This is a genomic window from Paenibacillus amylolyticus, assembly GCF_003719335.1.
Taxonomy (GTDB): Bacteria; Bacillota; Bacilli; order Paenibacillales; family Paenibacillaceae; genus Paenibacillus; species Paenibacillus amylolyticus_D.
The window spans coordinates 408,383-426,022 of record NZ_RIAS01000004.1 but is presented as its reverse complement, the minus strand read 5'-3'; the positions used below and the strand labels follow the sequence as shown (position 1 = coordinate 426,022).

The window sequence follows — 17,640 nt, the reverse complement described above, 5'->3', positions numbered from 1 at the left end:
TCTTATTTTCGTTTATAAACGTTAAAAAATAAAAACCCGATCACACAAATTAATGTGCAAACGGGCATTTCATTGGTGTATTCCCAGCCTGTGGCTGGGCGGCTTTATCGGACGGATGCTCTTGGTCGTTTGGATGATCCAGGTTCTCATGGTGCTTATGATATTGCTCACGGGTACCCTCGTCTGCGGCAACAGCCATCCCATTTTGAAACCTGTATGCGGGGTTCTGGTGAAAAAAGTTCGGCTTCACAATCTCATTCCGATAGGAACTGTGAAAAATATGAGTAGTGGCTGGGGACACTGGTGGAATCAGCCACACCCAGTCTCCAGTCAGCTCGCGTCCAGCCTTTTCTTCCCGCTGTTCAAACAGAGCAAACTGTGATGCAGCCGTATGGTGGTCCACGATACTCACGCCTGCCTTTTTGAATGAATGCAACACAGCAACATTAAGCTCCACCAGAGCTCGATCTCTCCACAGTGTCGTTTCACTCGACGTGTTTAACCCTAGTGCAGCAGCTACATCTGGCAACTTGTTATATCGGAATGTATCGGCAAAGTTTCGCGCACCAATCTCCGTTTCCATATACCACCCGTTAAATGGCGCAGCCGGGTAATTAATGCCCCCGATTTCGACCCGCATATCAGCGATCATTGGCACGCCGTACCAACGCATGCCGAGTTCAGCAATCTCCGCTCGCTCCGGGTGCTCAATCTGCACTTCGATGATCTCCTGCTCTGGTATTACATACCACTCTGGGGCCTGTCCTTGAGCTTGAATAATGATCGGCAACACATCATAATCGCCCCGAGCTCCCTGCCAGCCGAGCGAATTGGCCGCTTTGGTCAGTTCAACGGAAGCAGGATCACCCACAATGCCTTGCTCTGTCTCATACCCCGCATAACGGATCAACTGATGATTCCAGATACGGATGGGGGCTCCACCTGGGCCTTCTGGCGGCAAAATGGTAATCGTAGGGATGATCTTTCCGCCATTGGAAGCTGTATGGATATGATCCAACACAGCCTCCGCAGCCTCTCCTGAAGTTTCTGCATGGCGCGCGTCTACGATCCGCAGTTTATCCCAAAACAGCCTCCCGATACAGCGGTTGCTGTTCCTCCAGGCCATTTTGCAACCATGCTCCAATTCCTGGGCGGTATGGGTATAGGTTCCCGTCTTCTCAATCTCGTGCAAAATGGCAATAAGCCGGGCCTCTGCGTCTTCACGCGTATGGCCCAGCTCTTCGTAACTTGTATATATAAACCGTTCAGCTTCTTCCTGTAATCGATCCAGGTCTGTCCGCATTTCTCATTCCACCATTCTGTACATCTTGGATGCCATTATTATACGGGAAGCACACCGGATTTGTAAGCGAACGGGACGTTTGTTCACGGACTCTACATATCGTTGTCAGGAAACAGGTTCACTTCAATTATTTGCCCAAAAATGCGTTTAACATCCAGATCTCTTTATCCAGCGCTGCGGTAAATCCAATCAGCATATCTTCGCTTGCATTGTCTTCTGCTTCTCCAGCTTCATGAATGCCTTGGCGAATCACATTCAGCATTGCATTCAGATCGGCAACAACGTGTTCAACCATCTCTTCAGCAGACAATTGTCCTTGTACCTCTGTTATTGGGGATAGACGCAGTTGTTCTGTAATCGTTGCTACAGGACGACCACCAATGGTCAGAAGGCGCTCAGCAACCTCGTCCATATTCGCTGTAGCCAGGTTGTACAATTCTTCAAACTTGGCGTGAAGTGTGAAGAAGTTTGGTCCTTTGACATACCAATGGAAGTTATGCAACTTCGTGTAAAGAACAGACCATCCTGCGATCTGGCGGTTCAATACCTCTTGAAGTTTAGCTGTGTTTGTTACAGATGTGTTTGGGTTAGTTTGGATTGTGCTCATGGAATTTATCCCCTTTCGAATGTCTCACTTTAGTTTTGTTTATAATATGATTTGTTTGGAATCTCTTTGTTGTTCTTTTCTTCAATTTAGACTTAATCTAAATCTTGTTTTAATTATAACATTGACTATATACTTTGAAAAGAGCTTTGGCCTCTCTTCCAAATGAAGATTCCATGAAGCTGGGCTTCATGATGAACTTAAGGCTGCTTCCACTATGAACAAGGCTGCTCATGTAGTTATACCGCCAACCTTATCCACCTTCAGTGAACATTCTCACACACCCAAATGAGAATAAAAAAACAGCCCTTCATCTGCAACCACAGATGACAGGACTGAACGCCTTGTTACAACATGATCATAGTTCAATTCTTAGAAATGCTTCGATTCTCCGAGTTCCCGCCTATGAACAAACCTATTCAAACGTAAGAAATTGACTGATTTCCTCGTAGTTCCGTGCCGTAAAATGAGGTTGATGATCCGATTCAGGCGATGCCTCACGGTGATTAAACCAGATGATGTTCCAGCCTGCGTCTACCGCTCCGGCAACATCGTTGCGCCATGAATCTCCAACATAGTAGCTATTATCTGCTGTTGTTCCTGTCTGCTTGTTCACATGCTCAAACAGCCTGCCGTCCGGTTTCGCATAACCGACTTCGCCAGAAATAAACACCCGTTGCTCGTCCACCAGACCAAATACATCCAACGCTTCTAACTTACGCCGCTGATGCTGCCCTTCTCCATTTGTAACCAGCCCCACCGTATGTCCCTCCGCTAGAAGTCTGCGAATCAGATCATAGGCTCCTTGGAAGGGAGTAATCTCAAACTGTCTGCTCAAATACCTTCGTTGCAGTTCTTGCGCTTGCCCAGGCTGCAGTTCAATCCCAAAATCAGCCATCGTCAGCTCGAATCTACGGCATCTCATACGCTCCACCGCATCCTGTTTGGGAACCGCCGAAAGGTCTTCCTGGGCAGACAGCCAGTCGCTGTAATACCGAAAACGATGATATGCCAGCGCATAATCAAACGCTTCCGGTAATTCCAACACCTCCTGCAATGCTCTTCGAAGCGGCTGCAAGTGATCATATAAGGTATCATCCACATCGAAAAATATGGCTTTGGCTGTATTATTTCCACGTAATATCACTTACTTGTCCTCCTTGAAGAAAGGTGATATACCGAACCAAACGGGGCAATTAAAGCCCCGATTTGTAAATGAAACATTTTAATGCGTTAGATACGGACTAAAAACAGTGTGCATCTCATTCTTCCACATCAAAAAAGAAGGTACAACTTGTTCCGTCAACTGACTATTGAACAAAGGCCAGTTTTCATTATTAAAATGTTCAATCACTTTAAGAAGGCCATTCTTTAACTTTTCACTGTTTGGAAACAGGTCGTTTTTGCTCAGAAATCCAGAAAATGCGTTGATTTGTAAATTTATCGCTGTAAATGCTTCAATTATATCCAACATAACACCAAATACATCTCTGTATTCATCGTTTGAGACTTTTACAACGACATAGTTCAATGCTTCGTCTATTGAGTCACAGATATCTAACAGCTGCGGCATCATCTCAAACGATCCAATCAGATTATAGTCTGTCTTGATGTTATCTGTGATCGTGACGTTCATTGTATAGTCGTCATTAAAATTGAACACATAATTCTTGTTACCACAATTGTATGAGTTCGTCTTATTCATGGTGAATTCATTGTGGATTGATTCTTTCACTAATCCATACTCCCCATCTTGTTCCGCCACATGGTCAAAGAGTTTTCTTAGTGAGGCATTCATGGCATGTGCATAAGTTTTAAATAAAACACCATCTATATCTTGTTTTCCAACTCTTTTGTAACTAATAGGATTAAACATGTTTAATAGAGTAGCTACTTTATCTTTGTCTGCTACCGAGGCGATTTGATCTTCCTCACAATGAAAAATATAATATCTCGTGTTGGATTTAACTCTGTGCTCCCTAAGTAATAAGTTACGAATCTGCTTATGTGAGTCTCCAAAATAATGAGGTGATGTTTCATCCATAATCGTCCATGGATTGTTATAAGCTAATGGTAGAGTAAAACTTTTATTTTTAACATTCACAGTGACAGCAAAGTCACTTTCTAATAACTCTCTACCTGCAATATATTTCATCTCGGAGCGTGAAAAGCCTGAGTTGTCTATAATGACCGAAAATGTGTCCGGGGCAAACTTACCGCAAAGCATAGCTATATATCCACCATATGAAGAACCATAGGCAATTATCTTTTTCTTATTGGCTAATGGATATTTTCTGAGAACCTCACCCAGTACAGTTAGGCAATCTAGAGCAGGTAAGAATCCAAATGACTGATACTCTTCTCGTGCTGTGATCATAAGAGCCTGACATCGGTGATCCAAGGCGGTGATCCCTTTTCTCTCAAGCAACTCACCTACCTTCATATAGAAGTCACTATCTAATGAGATATCATCCCAGTAGGTTGCTGGAACACCGTAGATTCTCTCCATATTTCCAATGAATTGATTATCCAATCTGGTTTCCATGCTTCGGTATATACCAAAGTAATTCATGGAGACAACGATGCATTTATACTTTTCTGCCAGATAGGGATTTAATTTTTCAGATTGATAAACAGAATCCGCAAGTCCACCAAATCCGGGAATGGTTAGTATCACTCCAGTTTCTTCAGTTACACCTGCACTTGGCAACGTAACATAATAGTCCAGCTCTTCTCTAGCAAAACCTAATTCAATATCTGCATGCGGCCTTACCCTATACTCTACAGTTCCCAATTTTTCTCCTCCAAAGTATGTTTTCATAATAATTAAAAGGCATTTTGTTATCCTCATTATCGGAAAAGCAACCTGCTTTGATTAATTTGATCTGTCCTCTGAAGCAACGGGACAGACCTGTACTACATCTGTAAATCTTACTTTTTATTTGACATCCGCTCCTCATACTCGTCATATGATTAGGTGTTGTTTAAAATAGAAATAAGACATACGTCGTGTGAACTCTTCAAGGTTCTGACGTATGTCCTGCTTCTCCTATTTAATTCAAACTTCGCAACTTAGTGAGTTCAACTGCTTGATTCAGACAGATGTCAGATAGATGTACTGGACATGTCTCTCGCTGAGCGTTTCTCGGTGCAAACCAGACTAAAGACCAGATAGAGTAATACCACCATTTGCGGCACAAAGGTCTCCCATGTGGGATACATGCCAAGCCAGCTTAGGGCAGGCAACTCATGTGCCACATGTGCAGGAAGCGTGGCCGACACCTGCAGGGCGTGAATACTCTCGCCCAGAAAACGAAAGACCAGATAATAGATCAGCAGCGTAGCCGTGAGGAAAAACCAGCGCACCGGCAGACGCACACTGAACTGAATAATCGCTATGGCCAAAATAACCAGCATCACCAAGGCTATACCCACCCCGATGAACAACTGGGACAGCTGAATGGAAGGAGCCATGCCGATGTAAAAAATAGTGGTTTCCGCACCTTCTCTTAATATGGCAAGCCCAGCGACAGCAAACAAAGACCATAGACTTCCGCGTGCAAGCGCTCCTCCTACCTGGCGTTCTACATAACTGTTCCATGAGCGGGCGTTTGATTTGTTATGCATCCATTGTCCGACCGTTAACATCAGAACAACTGCCGCAAGTCCGGTATATCCTTCAATCATCTCGCGTGTACTGCCTGAAGATGCCGCAGCCAGCACCAGTGTTAGCACTACAGCCATCGCTACACTCAAGAGCAAGCCGCTGCCCGCCCCAGCCCAAATCCATCGCCGCGCAACAGCTTGTCCGCTCTTCTTGGCGTAGGCCAGCAAAGCAGCCAGTACCAGAATAGCCTCCAGTCCTTCACGAAGAAGAATTAAGGCCGCATCCCATGCAGTATAAGACGTTGTTTCCGTTAAAGGTTCCAACCGCTCTATCATTTGGGATACCACCACTGTTGCTTTCGATGTATTCGGCGGACTGGAGACCAGGTAGCCAGATGCTTCCGTCATCTCATTCTCGATTGCGGTATACGATGCAGGCGAAGAGATCTGCACCTGTCCTTCGACGGAAGGCCAAGCAACGATAAACTGTTCCATGCCTGCAGCCGCTCCGGAGCTATCCCCCGCCTGAATCTGCTGCTGCACCTGTTCCAACAATTGCAGCAGATCAGCTAGCGATGCAGAACCAGCATTGACTTCTTCTTTATCCAGTTCTCCATCCTTGAGTGTACCCACACTGTAATCCGTCAGCAACGTCACCATTTCGTTCATTTGCTGGATGGCCTGTGATTCCTTGCGCGGTTCAGCTTGCATTGCAATCCGAATCAGGCTCATCTTTTTCTCAAGCTGGCTGTATACCCCAAAATGATCCTTGCGAATCGGTGCTTCCGTGCCTTTCCAGGCAGTAACGATTCGTTTATACGTACGCTCTGCCAGAAGCCAGTCTCCTTTTTGCATTGCGACAAGACTGCTGCGGGAATCTGGAAGTAAATGTGCTGCCGCCTTCCGGCCTGCGTCACTACTGCCTTCCGCACTTTGGAACGCTTCTACGTATGCATTGACTGCCCTTGCAAGGTCTGCTAGCGCACTCTTGGCAGCATCGGCATCGCTGCCCTTCAACACATCTTGAACCTTGGTGAGTGCATCGTTAACGGTAGCTGCCAAACCGGCGACCTGCTCTGCATTTTGCTCCGGTTCCAGCTGTCCGGCCTGTTGCCATAACGCCTGAAAATCGGATATATCCCGAACGGCATCATCCAGCTTGCCCTGGCCTGCCTCTACCAGCGCACTTCCTACCGAAGGAAGCAGAGCATGCAATTGATCCGTTTTCGCACTTTCCTTTGGTACAGCGGACGCAGTTGCACCTGACGCATAAGAAGCATCTCCAGAAGCGTAAGCAATACCCTCAAAGGCATCGACGCGTTCACCAAAAACATAATCAACGTATTTGAACTGTCCCTCTCCCATCCATGAAAAAGAATAGATGAGGCCTACGAGTATAGATAATGTAATTCGTAAAGGTAATGTGATGCGTAGCAAGATCATATCGTTTTGCCCCTTAATCCGTGACCATTTGGATGTGGACTTCGATGTAACATAGATACAGGTATGGAGGTAATCGTTGTGGATCTAGTAGATGTGACGTTCGTTTTCATCGGTGTTTTGTTCCTCCTCTGCTCGTTGCCAGAATGCTTCATGATGTTACGAATGCTCCTTTTAAACAACGTTTATGTCCAATTCACCGCAACTCAATCAGCATTAGAACAATGTCTCCCCGATATATCCACCCTGTTTGCATCCGGGGAAACAGGCAAAGACGGCACTACCCACATGCACCGTATATTCATTTAGCTTGTCACTCTTCGCCAGCCGTGTCTGGATCGGGATAAATTGCTTGTCCATATCCCGTTGGTAGCTAATAAACAGCAAGCCTGCGTCAAGCTGGCCTGTTTTGGGATCGAGGCCGCTCGAATACGAGTATGAGCGGCGCAAGATCTGTTGACTCCCGTCTCCCTTGGCGAGCCGCAGATGCGATGTTGCCGGGATTAAAGGTTGTCCATCGGTGGATTTGGCCTGCAGATCCACCGGGTCGAATTCTCCACGGCTGCCGATCGGCGCGCCGCTGTCACGGTGGCGACCAAATGTCGCCTCCTGATCCTTCAGGGTGGAGCGGTCCCAGACCTCCACACGCATGCGCACCCGGCGGACGGCCATGTAGCTGCCGCCGGCCATCCACCCTGGACCGTCACTCGGCTGCGCCCAGACGGTCCGGTCCATGAGCACGGCATCCGTAGTATCCGGATTGCCGGTGCCGTCTTTGAAGCCGAGCAGATTGCGCGGTGTTCCACCCGCGGGGTCGGCTCGGCCTGTGCGCTGGAAGCCCTCCTGGGTCCAGCGCAGCACCGCATGCCCTCGCGCAATACGCGCGAGGTTGCGGATCGCATGGAAGGCGACCTGCATATCGTCTGCGCAGACTTGCACGCACAGGTCGCCACCACACCATTGCGGGTCCAGCGCATCCCCGGCAAATGCCGGCAGGTCGCGCAGTCCCCGCGGCTTCGGGCCCTTCAAGCCGAAGCGCCCGTCAAACAAAGACGGCCCCACACCAAACGTCAACGTGGTACGTGACGGTGTCAGGCCTGCCGCCTCCCCCGTATCGGTGGGCGGCGTATTCAGCGTGGTGTTATGCTCGCCAATCATCTGTCCGGAAGCCATGGCAGCCGAGGCTGCCGTCCAGTCCCGGAACAGACGGCGAAGCTCTTCCACGCTGCCTGCGGTAACGTCAAACGCCGCAAAGCAGATAAAATCCTGCGCGGGCGTAATAATGCCAGCCTGATGCTTGCCATAGAAAGGCAAACCCTGTTTATCAGCCGCCGCAGGTTCTACGGCGGCGACAGAAGAGCCTTTGCGGCCGAGCGCCATCAGTCCGCCTGCGCCGCCCCCGCCAATAAGCAGACCAAGCCCAGCTACGCCGGTCAGCTTCAGCATCTCACGCCGTGACAACGGCTTTTTCAGCGAATCCTGCTTGTTCTCCGTCATCGTTCTACACTCCCAGCACTTGTCCCATATTGGACAGCGGCTCCGCGAGCGCATCGAGATTCTGGCTTAGCTTGCGCACATCCTCATCCTTCAATTTCTCATAAGAAACGTACCCGTCACCATCCTTGAACGGAGCCAGCTCTTTCTCCAGCGCCTCAAATCGATCCGCAATCTGCTGGTTTAGCTGTTTGTCCTTGGCTGCCAGATCATCCTTCAGCAAGTTGTAAATCTCGCGTGCTCCTTCCACATTCGCCGCAAAATCATACAGATCTGTATGCGAATACCGCTCCTCTTCCCCCGTCACTTTGCTGGAAGATACCTCGTTCAGCAGTTCGACCGCACCTGTGACCATTAGACTCGCATCGATATCCATCGTTTCCACTTTAGCCCGCAGCAGCTTCGCATCACTGAGCAGTGTGTCAGCATATTCGCTCATGCCGTCGGTTGTTTTGTCTGCCCACAATGCTTTCTCAATCCGGTGAAAACCACGCCAGTCTGCAGCTTCAACGTCTCCATCGCGTGCATCAATGTTAGGGTCCAGATCACCTAGCGCCTCTGCTACCGGTTCAATCCGTTCATAATACATACGCGCCGGAGCATAGAGCAACTTGGCCTTCTCCAAATCACCCGCCTTCACCGCCTCTGTAAACTTCTCGGTCTCCTTCACAAACGCATCAATCTGCTCTACGGCAAACGTACGATACCCCTCAACCGCAACAGAGTAATCTGCAGCAGTTGCTTCTTGGCCTGCCTTGCTTGTATCCTGAGACGCTGTCTGGGCTTCACTCGTTACAGCTGTCTTCTCAGATACCTTGTTCACAGCCGCCCCATCATTGCCACAAGCTGCAAGCAAAACCGAAGTCACCATCACGACAGCTGGCAAAGTCACACTTTTTCTCATACTCAACACGAACACTCCCTATGGACGCAGTAATTAGGCAACAATTCCCGAAAACATGGAACGAATTCTTCAATTCAAACGGGAACAAATCTTTAAAACAATCCTTTACCGATACAGGAACGTCGAGCAGACATAAACATATCGCTCTTGACTCCCAGCTTTTAATTGATAATGATTATCAATTTCGATAATGACATCATAATTCCGTCCTATCTTTATGTCAATATGAAAATAAGATAGGTCAATTCCCGTGTTTCATAAGGTTTATTTTGGGTATTTAATTCTGCGATACATAGACAAAGTTCGTCATAGAACGTTAAAATGAGACACAATGTTAACTTGTTCCATAATTTAAGAAATTGGAGGCTTATGAACATGAAATGCCAAGTATGTAATCACGAAAATGGAGATGCCCAGTTTTGCGAGAAGTGCGGCTCTAATTTGACTGGAACCCATGCTTCTTCTGATCCTGTGGATTCCGTAACACGAACAAATTCAGCTTCTGCTGACTCGGAATACACGCATTGGTCCAGCAACAAGGAATCTGCTTCTCATCAACCAGAACCTACACGCTCTTCTTCCGTTTCGCCTGTACCATCGCTCGTGAAAGAAACAGCAACAGTAAATTCCAGTAACAATGATGCTCCTGATCAAGATCATTCCCAAAACAACAATGGAAATCAGTGGAACAATTTCGTGCAAAATGAGAAGGTACAGCAAGCCAAAGAAGTAAGCAAACAATACTTGTCCTATTTCCTCAGCGTACTGGCTCGTCCGTATCAATCGATGAAAACCGTTGGTGAACAGCATACCCTGCATGGGTGGTTAACGATGGCACTGTTTGCTGTTTTGACCTCTACATATGTTCTGATCACATTTGGCCGCCTCGGTGCGGAAGGCATATTTATTAGCGGATTTTTGCGCCCGCTCCTGTTTTCGGCTATTATTCTGGTTGCTGCTGTTGCACTCATCTATGGTGTACTTAAGCTGGAACGAATTACTTTCCGTCCCAAAATTCTGGTTGCCCAGTTCGGAACCCTACTGGTTCCTGCAATCGCTACGCTTCTGCTCGCTAACTTGATGATTGTGATCTCCTACTCATTCGCGATCTCCCTACTGGTGCTGTCGTATATTATGGTGTTTGTTGCTATGAATACCGTGCTGTTCCAGCATCCGCTAAATCGGACCAAAGCTGCCATTGACAGCACGTACAGCGTGCTGATTGTGAATGCTGTATTGTTTTACTTAATGTATCGTTTGTTATTTTCGACTATAGCTGGCTTATTTAGCCCGTTATTCTCGCCGTTTGGACGCTTGTAAATTCGTTTCTTCTACTTAAGATTGCTGAAATGGAGACTTCCCCCGATTGTGGGGGGAGTCTTTTTCATTTGCGAAAGGCAACATTGCACGGATCATATTCCATACACTATAATGTGTAGTGTAATATATATGTTTTTATTTACTTATATGAGTGAGCATCTAGATGGAGCAACTTTGCTCTTTTCTTTATTTTGATCCATCCTTAACACTACATCACGTAGTGTAACTGATTCATTATTTTACTAAAAAGCGGAGGAATTCGAATGGACATGAACCACATGGATCATATGCAAATGGAACACCAAACAGGCACCTCATATCTGGGGTTGATCATTGGAGCTGCTATGCTGCTACTTTCGATCGCCACCTATATCTGGGCATCACGTACACGCGGCAAAATTGTTAGTCATATGAAAAAGAACGAGCGAGCAACCATCCAGAAGAAAAGCCGCTCTCTTCGGCTTACGGCCCATGCTCTGATCGCTGTATCGATCGTAGCATTCGGAGTTTTTTTCCTGCAAGGTGCCGGAAAGACCTACGATGTAGCCGACCTCCCGAACAATGCAGCAATCGATGTGACGGATGACAAATACTATGGAGCCACCCACACCGAGGAACCGATCCAGTATGAAATGAAAATACCGACCTCAGGTCCACATAATCCACATGATATCAAATTTGGCTTTTACACCGACTTCCCGGGGTATCCTTATCTGGTTCACAACATGGAGCATGGAGACATCATCATCTATTATCGTGAAAATGCCAGTGATGAGCTGAAGGAACATCTCCAATATCTCGCAAAATTTCGCCAAGCAGGCTCAGGCATTCTCGCCGTACCCAACAAAGATATTCCTGAAGGCAGCGAGGTCGTTGTGACCGCCTGGACCAAAACGATGAAGCTGGACAAGTTCGATGATGCCAAGGTAGGTACGTTTATCCATCGTTACATCAATCAGGGGCCTGAGAAGATTCCGCCATCCATTCGCCAAGGCGGCGGAACAATGTAGAGGGGTTAATCAATCCACTGAAAAGAGACATAGCCCCATTGAAGCAACATAAGCATTATAGGCAATTTTAAATGTAACGATCTCCAGAAACCTTATCTCCTGAAAAAGGAGTGCTTAAGCTCAAAAACAATCCTTTTGCGCAAAATAAGGTCTTTCAGGAATCGTTACATTTTTAACTGTCCAAAAAGGAGCACACAGTATTTCCCAGGATTGATATTCTCCTAACAACAGAACCACGTAGAACACCACAGCATAAATGCTGGCTTTAAACTCTCACAACTTCTAATCCTTTTCCAATCTTATGCCGATAAACTGAAGTAGAAATGTGTAACGAACATATACCTTTATTTATAGGCCTACATTCCTGACCTACTTTACCTTACATATTACATATCACTTACTATTACAGTTTTACATATCAAGGGGGAGCAATCGGAACGATGAATAGTTTGTTTATGCGAATTTTTTTGTTTTTTTCCTGTCTGATGCTGGCTGCAGGGGCCATTTTAGGCATAACGATGTACCAGGCATCTGCTCAATTGGTTGAACAATCGATGGGGATGCAGGCACAGGCTGTAGCTGAACGTGCAGCCGCTTTAATTGATACGACACTGTATGCTCCACTCAGCACGGGGCAGGACAAAACGGCGTATTACGATACGCTGCGTGCACAACTTAGCCAGTTACGTGAAGCCAACGGACTCAAATATTTGTATACATTAGGCACACGCGAGGAAAATGGAAAGGCTGCGTATTATTACGTGGTAGACGGGGCCGCACCGGATGTAGCCGAGGATGATTTTTCCCCATACGGTACAACGGAGGAAACACTGTACGATGGCATGCTTCAAGCCTTTGCACAAGACATAGCGGTTCGCGGAGAGCTTACGCGGGATGAAGATTACGGGGCTACGATTACCGCTTATGTACCGATTCATGGATCGGATGGCAAGATGTTAGGTGTTGTAGGCGCAGATCTGGACTCTACCGCGGTCTATGAACTCATGGCAAGCAACCGAATTACGATGGTTTGGACAGCGCTGGCGATTGTATTACTTAGTGTATTGCTGGTGTATATTTTCGCACGTTATCTGACAAGGCCACTGGTGAAGCTGAAACAGCTCATTGCTGAGGTTGGAAAAGGAGACCTCACCGTCAACGTGGAGCTTGGACGCAAAGACGAAATTGGGCAGCTCGCTTCCGAGTTCAAACACCTGGTCACGGATACCCGGCAAGTCATGACGGGCATTCGCCAAAGCTCGGATTCCCTGCTTCACGCCGCAGCAGGTGTATCCCGGCATTCCCAGGCAACGGCCGAGGCCAGTCAGCGGATTGCAGAGCACACGAATCATACTGCACAGGGGGCTTCCGAACAGGTGGTACGGGCTGGAGAAGTCACTGTAGCCATGGAAGAAATCACACGTAGCATGCAGCATATTGCTCATTCTTCTTCCAGAGTTGCCGATGTGTCACAGCAGACAACGAACGATGCCATTCAAGGACAGGCGAAGCTGGATACAGCCATCCGCAGCATGGACGAGATTCATCAGGCCAATGTGCAGATGGCCACATCGACGACACAGCTTACGGATTACTCCAGCCAGATTGAATCCGTTGCCCACCTGATGAAAAATATTGCTTCACAGACGAACCTGCTTGCACTCAATGCCAGTATTGAAGCAGCCCGTGCAGGTGAACACGGTAACGGTTTCGCTGTAGTCGCTTCCGAGGTACGCAAGCTTGCAGGAGAATCCGAGCAATCTTCACAACATGTAGCCGAGTTGATTGCCGAGATGACACGTCAGACCTCTTTGCTTGCAGAACATATGTCGGCAAGCACTACAGCGGTGCAATCCGGTCTGACTGTCGTGCAAGAGGCAGGTCAATCGTTCTCTTCCATTCATGGCGGCATTGAAACGATCAACGAGCGCCTGCATGAAGTGTCCGCAGCTTCTGAACAACTGTCAGCAAGCTCAGAGGAAGTGTCGGCATCCATTGAAAACATGGAACATATCTCACGAGAATCTTCATCCAGCATTCAGAAAGTATCCCATGCTGCCGAAACGCAGCTGCAATCCATGGACGAGATCAGTGCCTCCGCCGAGTCGCTACGTGTTTTATCCAGTGAGCTGAATAGCCTGATCAGCCGCTTTAAGATCTAGTTCGTTGCCCGCTTGCTCGACACCAAAAAGCCGCATGGCAGTGATCCACATCATCGGGGTTCTTCCCGATCATCGGAACACAGCCTGCGGCTTGCTGTAGCTCTTACCTTTATACGATGCGTGTCGTTTATACGTATCGTATAAAGGTCTTTTTATCTTAAATGAAGGTCAGCCCTGCGGCTGCCGATCATTAGTAACGCTGCGGAGCAGCTTTTTTACCCAAATCAATCATGTATGTGAAAAATGCTTCCGGATCTGTATCATATACCAGTTGTACCGGACGTCCATCCGCTTGCTCCACCGTGCGGCCTTGGCTCGGGCCATCTGGAATGACGATGCAGTTCACGGTTTTTTTCTTCACGATGTCCTCGCGGCCTACGGAAGCCGTAGTCAACACATCCCATAGATAATAGGTGGAGTTGGTCTCACTGTACACCAGTGGCGGACAACCTGCATAACAGTTCCCCAGGAAATCCACGCCTTCGAAGCGGCGTTCTGCTGCCCAGCGGTTACGAACTGCGGGTGTAAGAGGTACTTTATTCGTGCTTTCGAGTGCAACCAGATCAATCTGGATACCGCTCTGCCATACGCGATAAGCCGCTTCCGGGTCCCAGAATACGTTCCATTCCGCAGTACCGTCATGCTCCGGCTCTTCTACGTTTCCGCGTTCGAATGTACCGCCCATCCATACCAGCTTGTCAATTTTCTCTTCGATGTCTGGTGCTTCGTCCAACGCACGCGCGAGGTCCGTCAGCGGGCCAGTGAACAACAGCAATGTTTTGCCTTCGGTATTGCGTACTTTCTCAATCAGATGCTGATGCGCAGGAATAGCCGAGAGCGGCGCTTCCATTTTACCGGATTCATTCAGAACAGGCAGTGCATCTACATAGAACGAGTGCAGTCTCCATGCTGCTGGAAACGGGTTTTTGCCTCTGGAATTAGATTTGGCTACTTCAATAGAATACGTCCCAAAACGATCGATAATTTTACGGCTCGCATCGGTTGCTGGCTCCAAATATCCGTCTGCCGGAATAACCGATACACCGGTTACGTTTACATTGTCCATTTGCAGAAGCATAAACAGCGATACGAGATCATCCACGCCGCCGTCATGATTGAAATACACATTCATTTTGTTCGTCATGCTTGCTTTCATCCTTCCTCTGGTTACCCCATTAATGTGAACTTGTCCGTCTGCCCAAGGCCGACGCTTCTTCTATTATGTCCCATAACCCTAAGCCGAGTAAACCTTCCGCACCCAAAGAATCCCTTATCTACAGCATCCCCTCCGCATTTTTCCCAGCTTATCCATTCCATCTCAGACTTACAACCCCAAGGCTCTCGCCTCTGGTAAAAAAGAAAGATGGACCACGGGCATGAAGCCCCGCCGTCCATCTGCCCATCTCCATGGTTTACAGGGATCGGGATGGTGTCTTCTCTTGTTTCTCGGCAATCTCCGTATACTTGCCTGGCCAGAACGCCCATTTACCCAGCAGCGCTGTAATCGCTGGCACCATGAACGGACGAACCAGGAACGTATCAAGCATTACGCCTACCGCGGTAATGATACCGAACTGCACCAGTACCTGAATGGGCAAGGTTGCCAGAACGGCGAACGTGCCCGCCAGAATCAGACCCGCAGAGGTAATAACCGAACCTGTCTCGCCTACCCCTTCCTTAATCGCCTGACGGAGCGGCATCGTTTTGCGTTTCTGCCAGATGCTTGAGATCATGAAGATGTTATAATCCTCGCCCAGTGCCACCAGGAAGACGAAGGAGTACAGCGGTATTGCACCCTGAATCGCCTCTGCTCCAAGGCCGTAGTGGATGATGATCCAACCCAGACCAAGTGCGGAGAAATACGAAAGTACAACGGTCGCGATCAGATACGCTGTTGCGACTACGGAACGCAGGTAGAGCAGCAGCAGCAAAGTGATCATACCGATGACGACCGGAATAATAATCTTTGCATCACGCTCTCCAGTCACTTCAATGTCGTACTGTTCGGCTGTCTGCCCATCAATCCACACTTGTTGATCCACATTGGTAACTCCGGCATCTTTCAATGCCGTTTCCGCCGTAGCTCGCAGGTCTGGGATATGTTGCATGGCTTCGATCGAATATGGATTGAGATTGAACTCTACGTCATACGCCGTAATGTTGGCATTCTCCGCACCTTGCTGCGCGTCACCCACCTTGCTGATATAATCCAGCGATTCAAGACGTGCTTTCAGATCCGTCTCTTTGCCCCCAGCATCCACGATCACTTTAACTGGAGCCAGCTCTCCTTGGGAAAATTGTTCCCCAATGACCTTAAAGCCTTCACGCGAAGGTACATTTTCCGGAAAGGAAGATAACAAGTCGTACGTAAATTTCACTTGAGTTGAAAAAGCAGCTAGTCCACCGAGCAAAACAACTGTAATCGCCAAAACCGTCCATGGTTTCGTCGTTACGATGCGTCCGATCCAGCTTTCACGGACTTTACGCGGAGCTGGAGCCGGTTTTCCTTTTTTCTTGGCACGCTCGACTTCCATCTCGTGAGTACGTGGAACAAACGGATAGAACGATCCCCGTCCGAAGATGGCCAGCAGCGCCGGAACAAGCGTCAGACTTGCAATAAACATAATAAAGATGGACAAACTGAATGGTACGGCAAAACGATGATATGCACCATATTCAGCCAGCAGCAGCACCAGCAATGCGGCAACGACCGTAAATCCACTCATTGCAATCGCGCCGGATGAACCAGTGATGGCCTGGAAGATGGCTTTCTTTTTGTCCGGCTCATGATAGAGAATTTGACGGTATCTGGAGATCATAAACAGACAGTAGTCCGTACCTGCTCCGAAGAGCAGTACAGTCATGATCGAGATCGACTGAGCATCAACTGTAATCCACCCTTGATCCGCCATAAATCCGAGAATCGGACTGGTGACCATATAGGCGAAGCCTACGGCAATAATCGGAATGATCGCTAGCACCGGTGAACGGTAGATCAGCAAGAGCAACACGAGTACAAGCACGACAGTTGCGATGAGCAGAGACACATCGGCGGATGAGAACAATCCGTTTGCATCAATCGATATCCCCACTGGTCCGGTTACGCGTGCAATTAACTTGCCTTCAGTATCTATAGCCGTATCAAATGGATTCATGCCGAAGATGGCTTTTGTTTTCTCCTCTAACCCTTCGACACCTGCCTTCAGTTGCTCTGAATCGGCATCTTTGTTGAAAAACAGCGGCATGACGATGGTGCTTCCGTCTTCCGAAAGCTGACCTTTAATCGCCTGCGGTGGCAGCTGATAGAGCGGTACAACCGACTGTTGCTGCTCCACCGGGTCTTGATCCAATCGCTCGGTTAACGCCTGAATCTGCTGGATCTGATCCTCTGTGAGTCCGGCAGAGTTACGCCAGACAATCAGTGCGGGTAAGCCCTCGCCGCCAGGGAATTCCTTTTTCGCCAAAGCAGCGGCCTGTACGGATGGTTTCGAATCACTTAAATCTTGTGCGTTGTTGGTCTCACGCTGATTTACTGCGGGCCATACCATACCAAGTACAACCGCAATGATAATCCACACGAGCAGTGTAACCCATTTACTTCGTTTGCCCGCTACGAAGCGGCCATAACCTGAACCTTCCTGCATGGTCTATTCATCTCCCTAGTTTTGTTGAAATCCATCATACGAGAAATCTTTTTATCAAAAACAGCTTTTAAATTAATGTCATGGTATGGAAATGAACCATGGGTCATAATATAATCGAGTTAATTATATATACCGGAAGGTTAATTATGCAAT

The 17,640-nt window shown here is 47.9% G+C and carries 12 protein-coding genes; 3 read left to right on the top strand and 9 right to left on the bottom strand.

Annotated features, from left to right (window positions below; genetic code table 11):
* Positions 1 to 49 precede the first annotated feature (49 nt).
* The 7 genes from EC604_RS10535 to efeO form a co-directional block, all read right to left on the bottom strand.
* The gene (locus EC604_RS10535; protein WP_123064118.1) at positions 50 to 1,303 is read right to left on the bottom strand and encodes a nitric oxide synthase oxygenase; all 1,254 of its coding nucleotides are present in this window, start codon (positions 1,301 to 1,303) and stop codon (positions 50 to 52) included.
* 127 nt (positions 1,304 to 1,430) lie between these two features.
* Positions 1,431 to 1,910, bottom strand: a complete 480-nt coding sequence (locus EC604_RS10530; protein WP_123064117.1) for a Dps family protein — start codon at positions 1,908 to 1,910, stop codon at positions 1,431 to 1,433.
* Between the two features lie 412 nt (positions 1,911 to 2,322).
* A complete protein-coding gene (locus EC604_RS10525; protein WP_123064116.1) occupies positions 2,323 to 3,054 on the bottom strand; it encodes an HAD family hydrolase in 732 nt (243 codons plus the stop codon).
* 78 nt (positions 3,055 to 3,132) lie between these two features.
* Positions 3,133 to 4,701, bottom strand: coding sequence for a DUF2920 family protein (locus tag EC604_RS10520; protein WP_205127925.1), 1,569 nt, complete (start codon positions 4,699 to 4,701; stop codon positions 3,133 to 3,135).
* 311 nt (positions 4,702 to 5,012) lie between these two features.
* Entirely contained in the window at positions 5,013 to 6,956 is a 1,944-nt protein-coding gene (locus tag EC604_RS10515; protein WP_240036780.1) for an FTR1 family iron permease, read from the bottom strand.
* A gap of 213 nt (positions 6,957 to 7,169) precedes the next feature.
* A complete protein-coding gene (gene efeB / locus EC604_RS10510; RefSeq protein ID WP_123064114.1) occupies positions 7,170 to 8,450 on the bottom strand; it encodes an iron uptake transporter deferrochelatase/peroxidase subunit in 1,281 nt (426 codons plus the stop codon).
* A gap of 4 nt (positions 8,451 to 8,454) precedes the next feature.
* Positions 8,455 to 9,351: an iron uptake system protein EfeO gene (efeO, locus tag EC604_RS10505; RefSeq protein WP_123064113.1), complete on the bottom strand. Its 897-nt coding sequence runs from the start codon at positions 9,349 to 9,351 to the stop codon at positions 8,455 to 8,457.
* A gap of 375 nt (positions 9,352 to 9,726) precedes the next feature.
* Between efeO and EC604_RS10500 the strand changes: the two genes are divergently transcribed.
* The 3 genes from EC604_RS10500 to EC604_RS10490 all read left to right on the top strand — a co-directional run bounded on the left by EC604_RS10500 (position 9,727) and on the right by EC604_RS10490 (position 13,843).
* The gene (locus EC604_RS10500; protein ID WP_123064112.1) at positions 9,727 to 10,671 is read left to right on the top strand and encodes a zinc ribbon domain-containing protein; all 945 of its coding nucleotides are present in this window, start codon (positions 9,727 to 9,729) and stop codon (positions 10,669 to 10,671) included.
* A gap of 263 nt (positions 10,672 to 10,934) precedes the next feature.
* Positions 10,935 to 11,681: a DUF3105 domain-containing protein gene (locus tag EC604_RS10495; RefSeq protein ID WP_123064111.1), complete on the top strand. Its 747-nt coding sequence runs from the start codon at positions 10,935 to 10,937 to the stop codon at positions 11,679 to 11,681.
* Positions 11,682 to 12,121: 440 nt separating this feature from the next.
* The gene (locus tag EC604_RS10490; protein WP_123064110.1) at positions 12,122 to 13,843 is read left to right on the top strand and encodes a methyl-accepting chemotaxis protein; all 1,722 of its coding nucleotides are present in this window, start codon (positions 12,122 to 12,124) and stop codon (positions 13,841 to 13,843) included.
* A 190-nt stretch (positions 13,844 to 14,033) separates the two neighbouring features.
* On the opposite strand, the gene EC604_RS10485 is transcribed toward EC604_RS10490, so the two are convergent.
* Positions 14,034 to 14,987, bottom strand: coding sequence for a nucleoside hydrolase (locus EC604_RS10485; protein WP_123064109.1), 954 nt, complete (start codon positions 14,985 to 14,987; stop codon positions 14,034 to 14,036).
* A gap of 268 nt (positions 14,988 to 15,255) precedes the next feature.
* Complete coding sequence (locus EC604_RS10475) at positions 15,256 to 17,487, bottom strand: MMPL family transporter (protein ID WP_123064107.1); 2,232 nt, start codon at positions 17,485 to 17,487, stop codon at positions 15,256 to 15,258.
* Between the last annotated feature and the right edge of the window lie 153 nt (positions 17,488 to 17,640).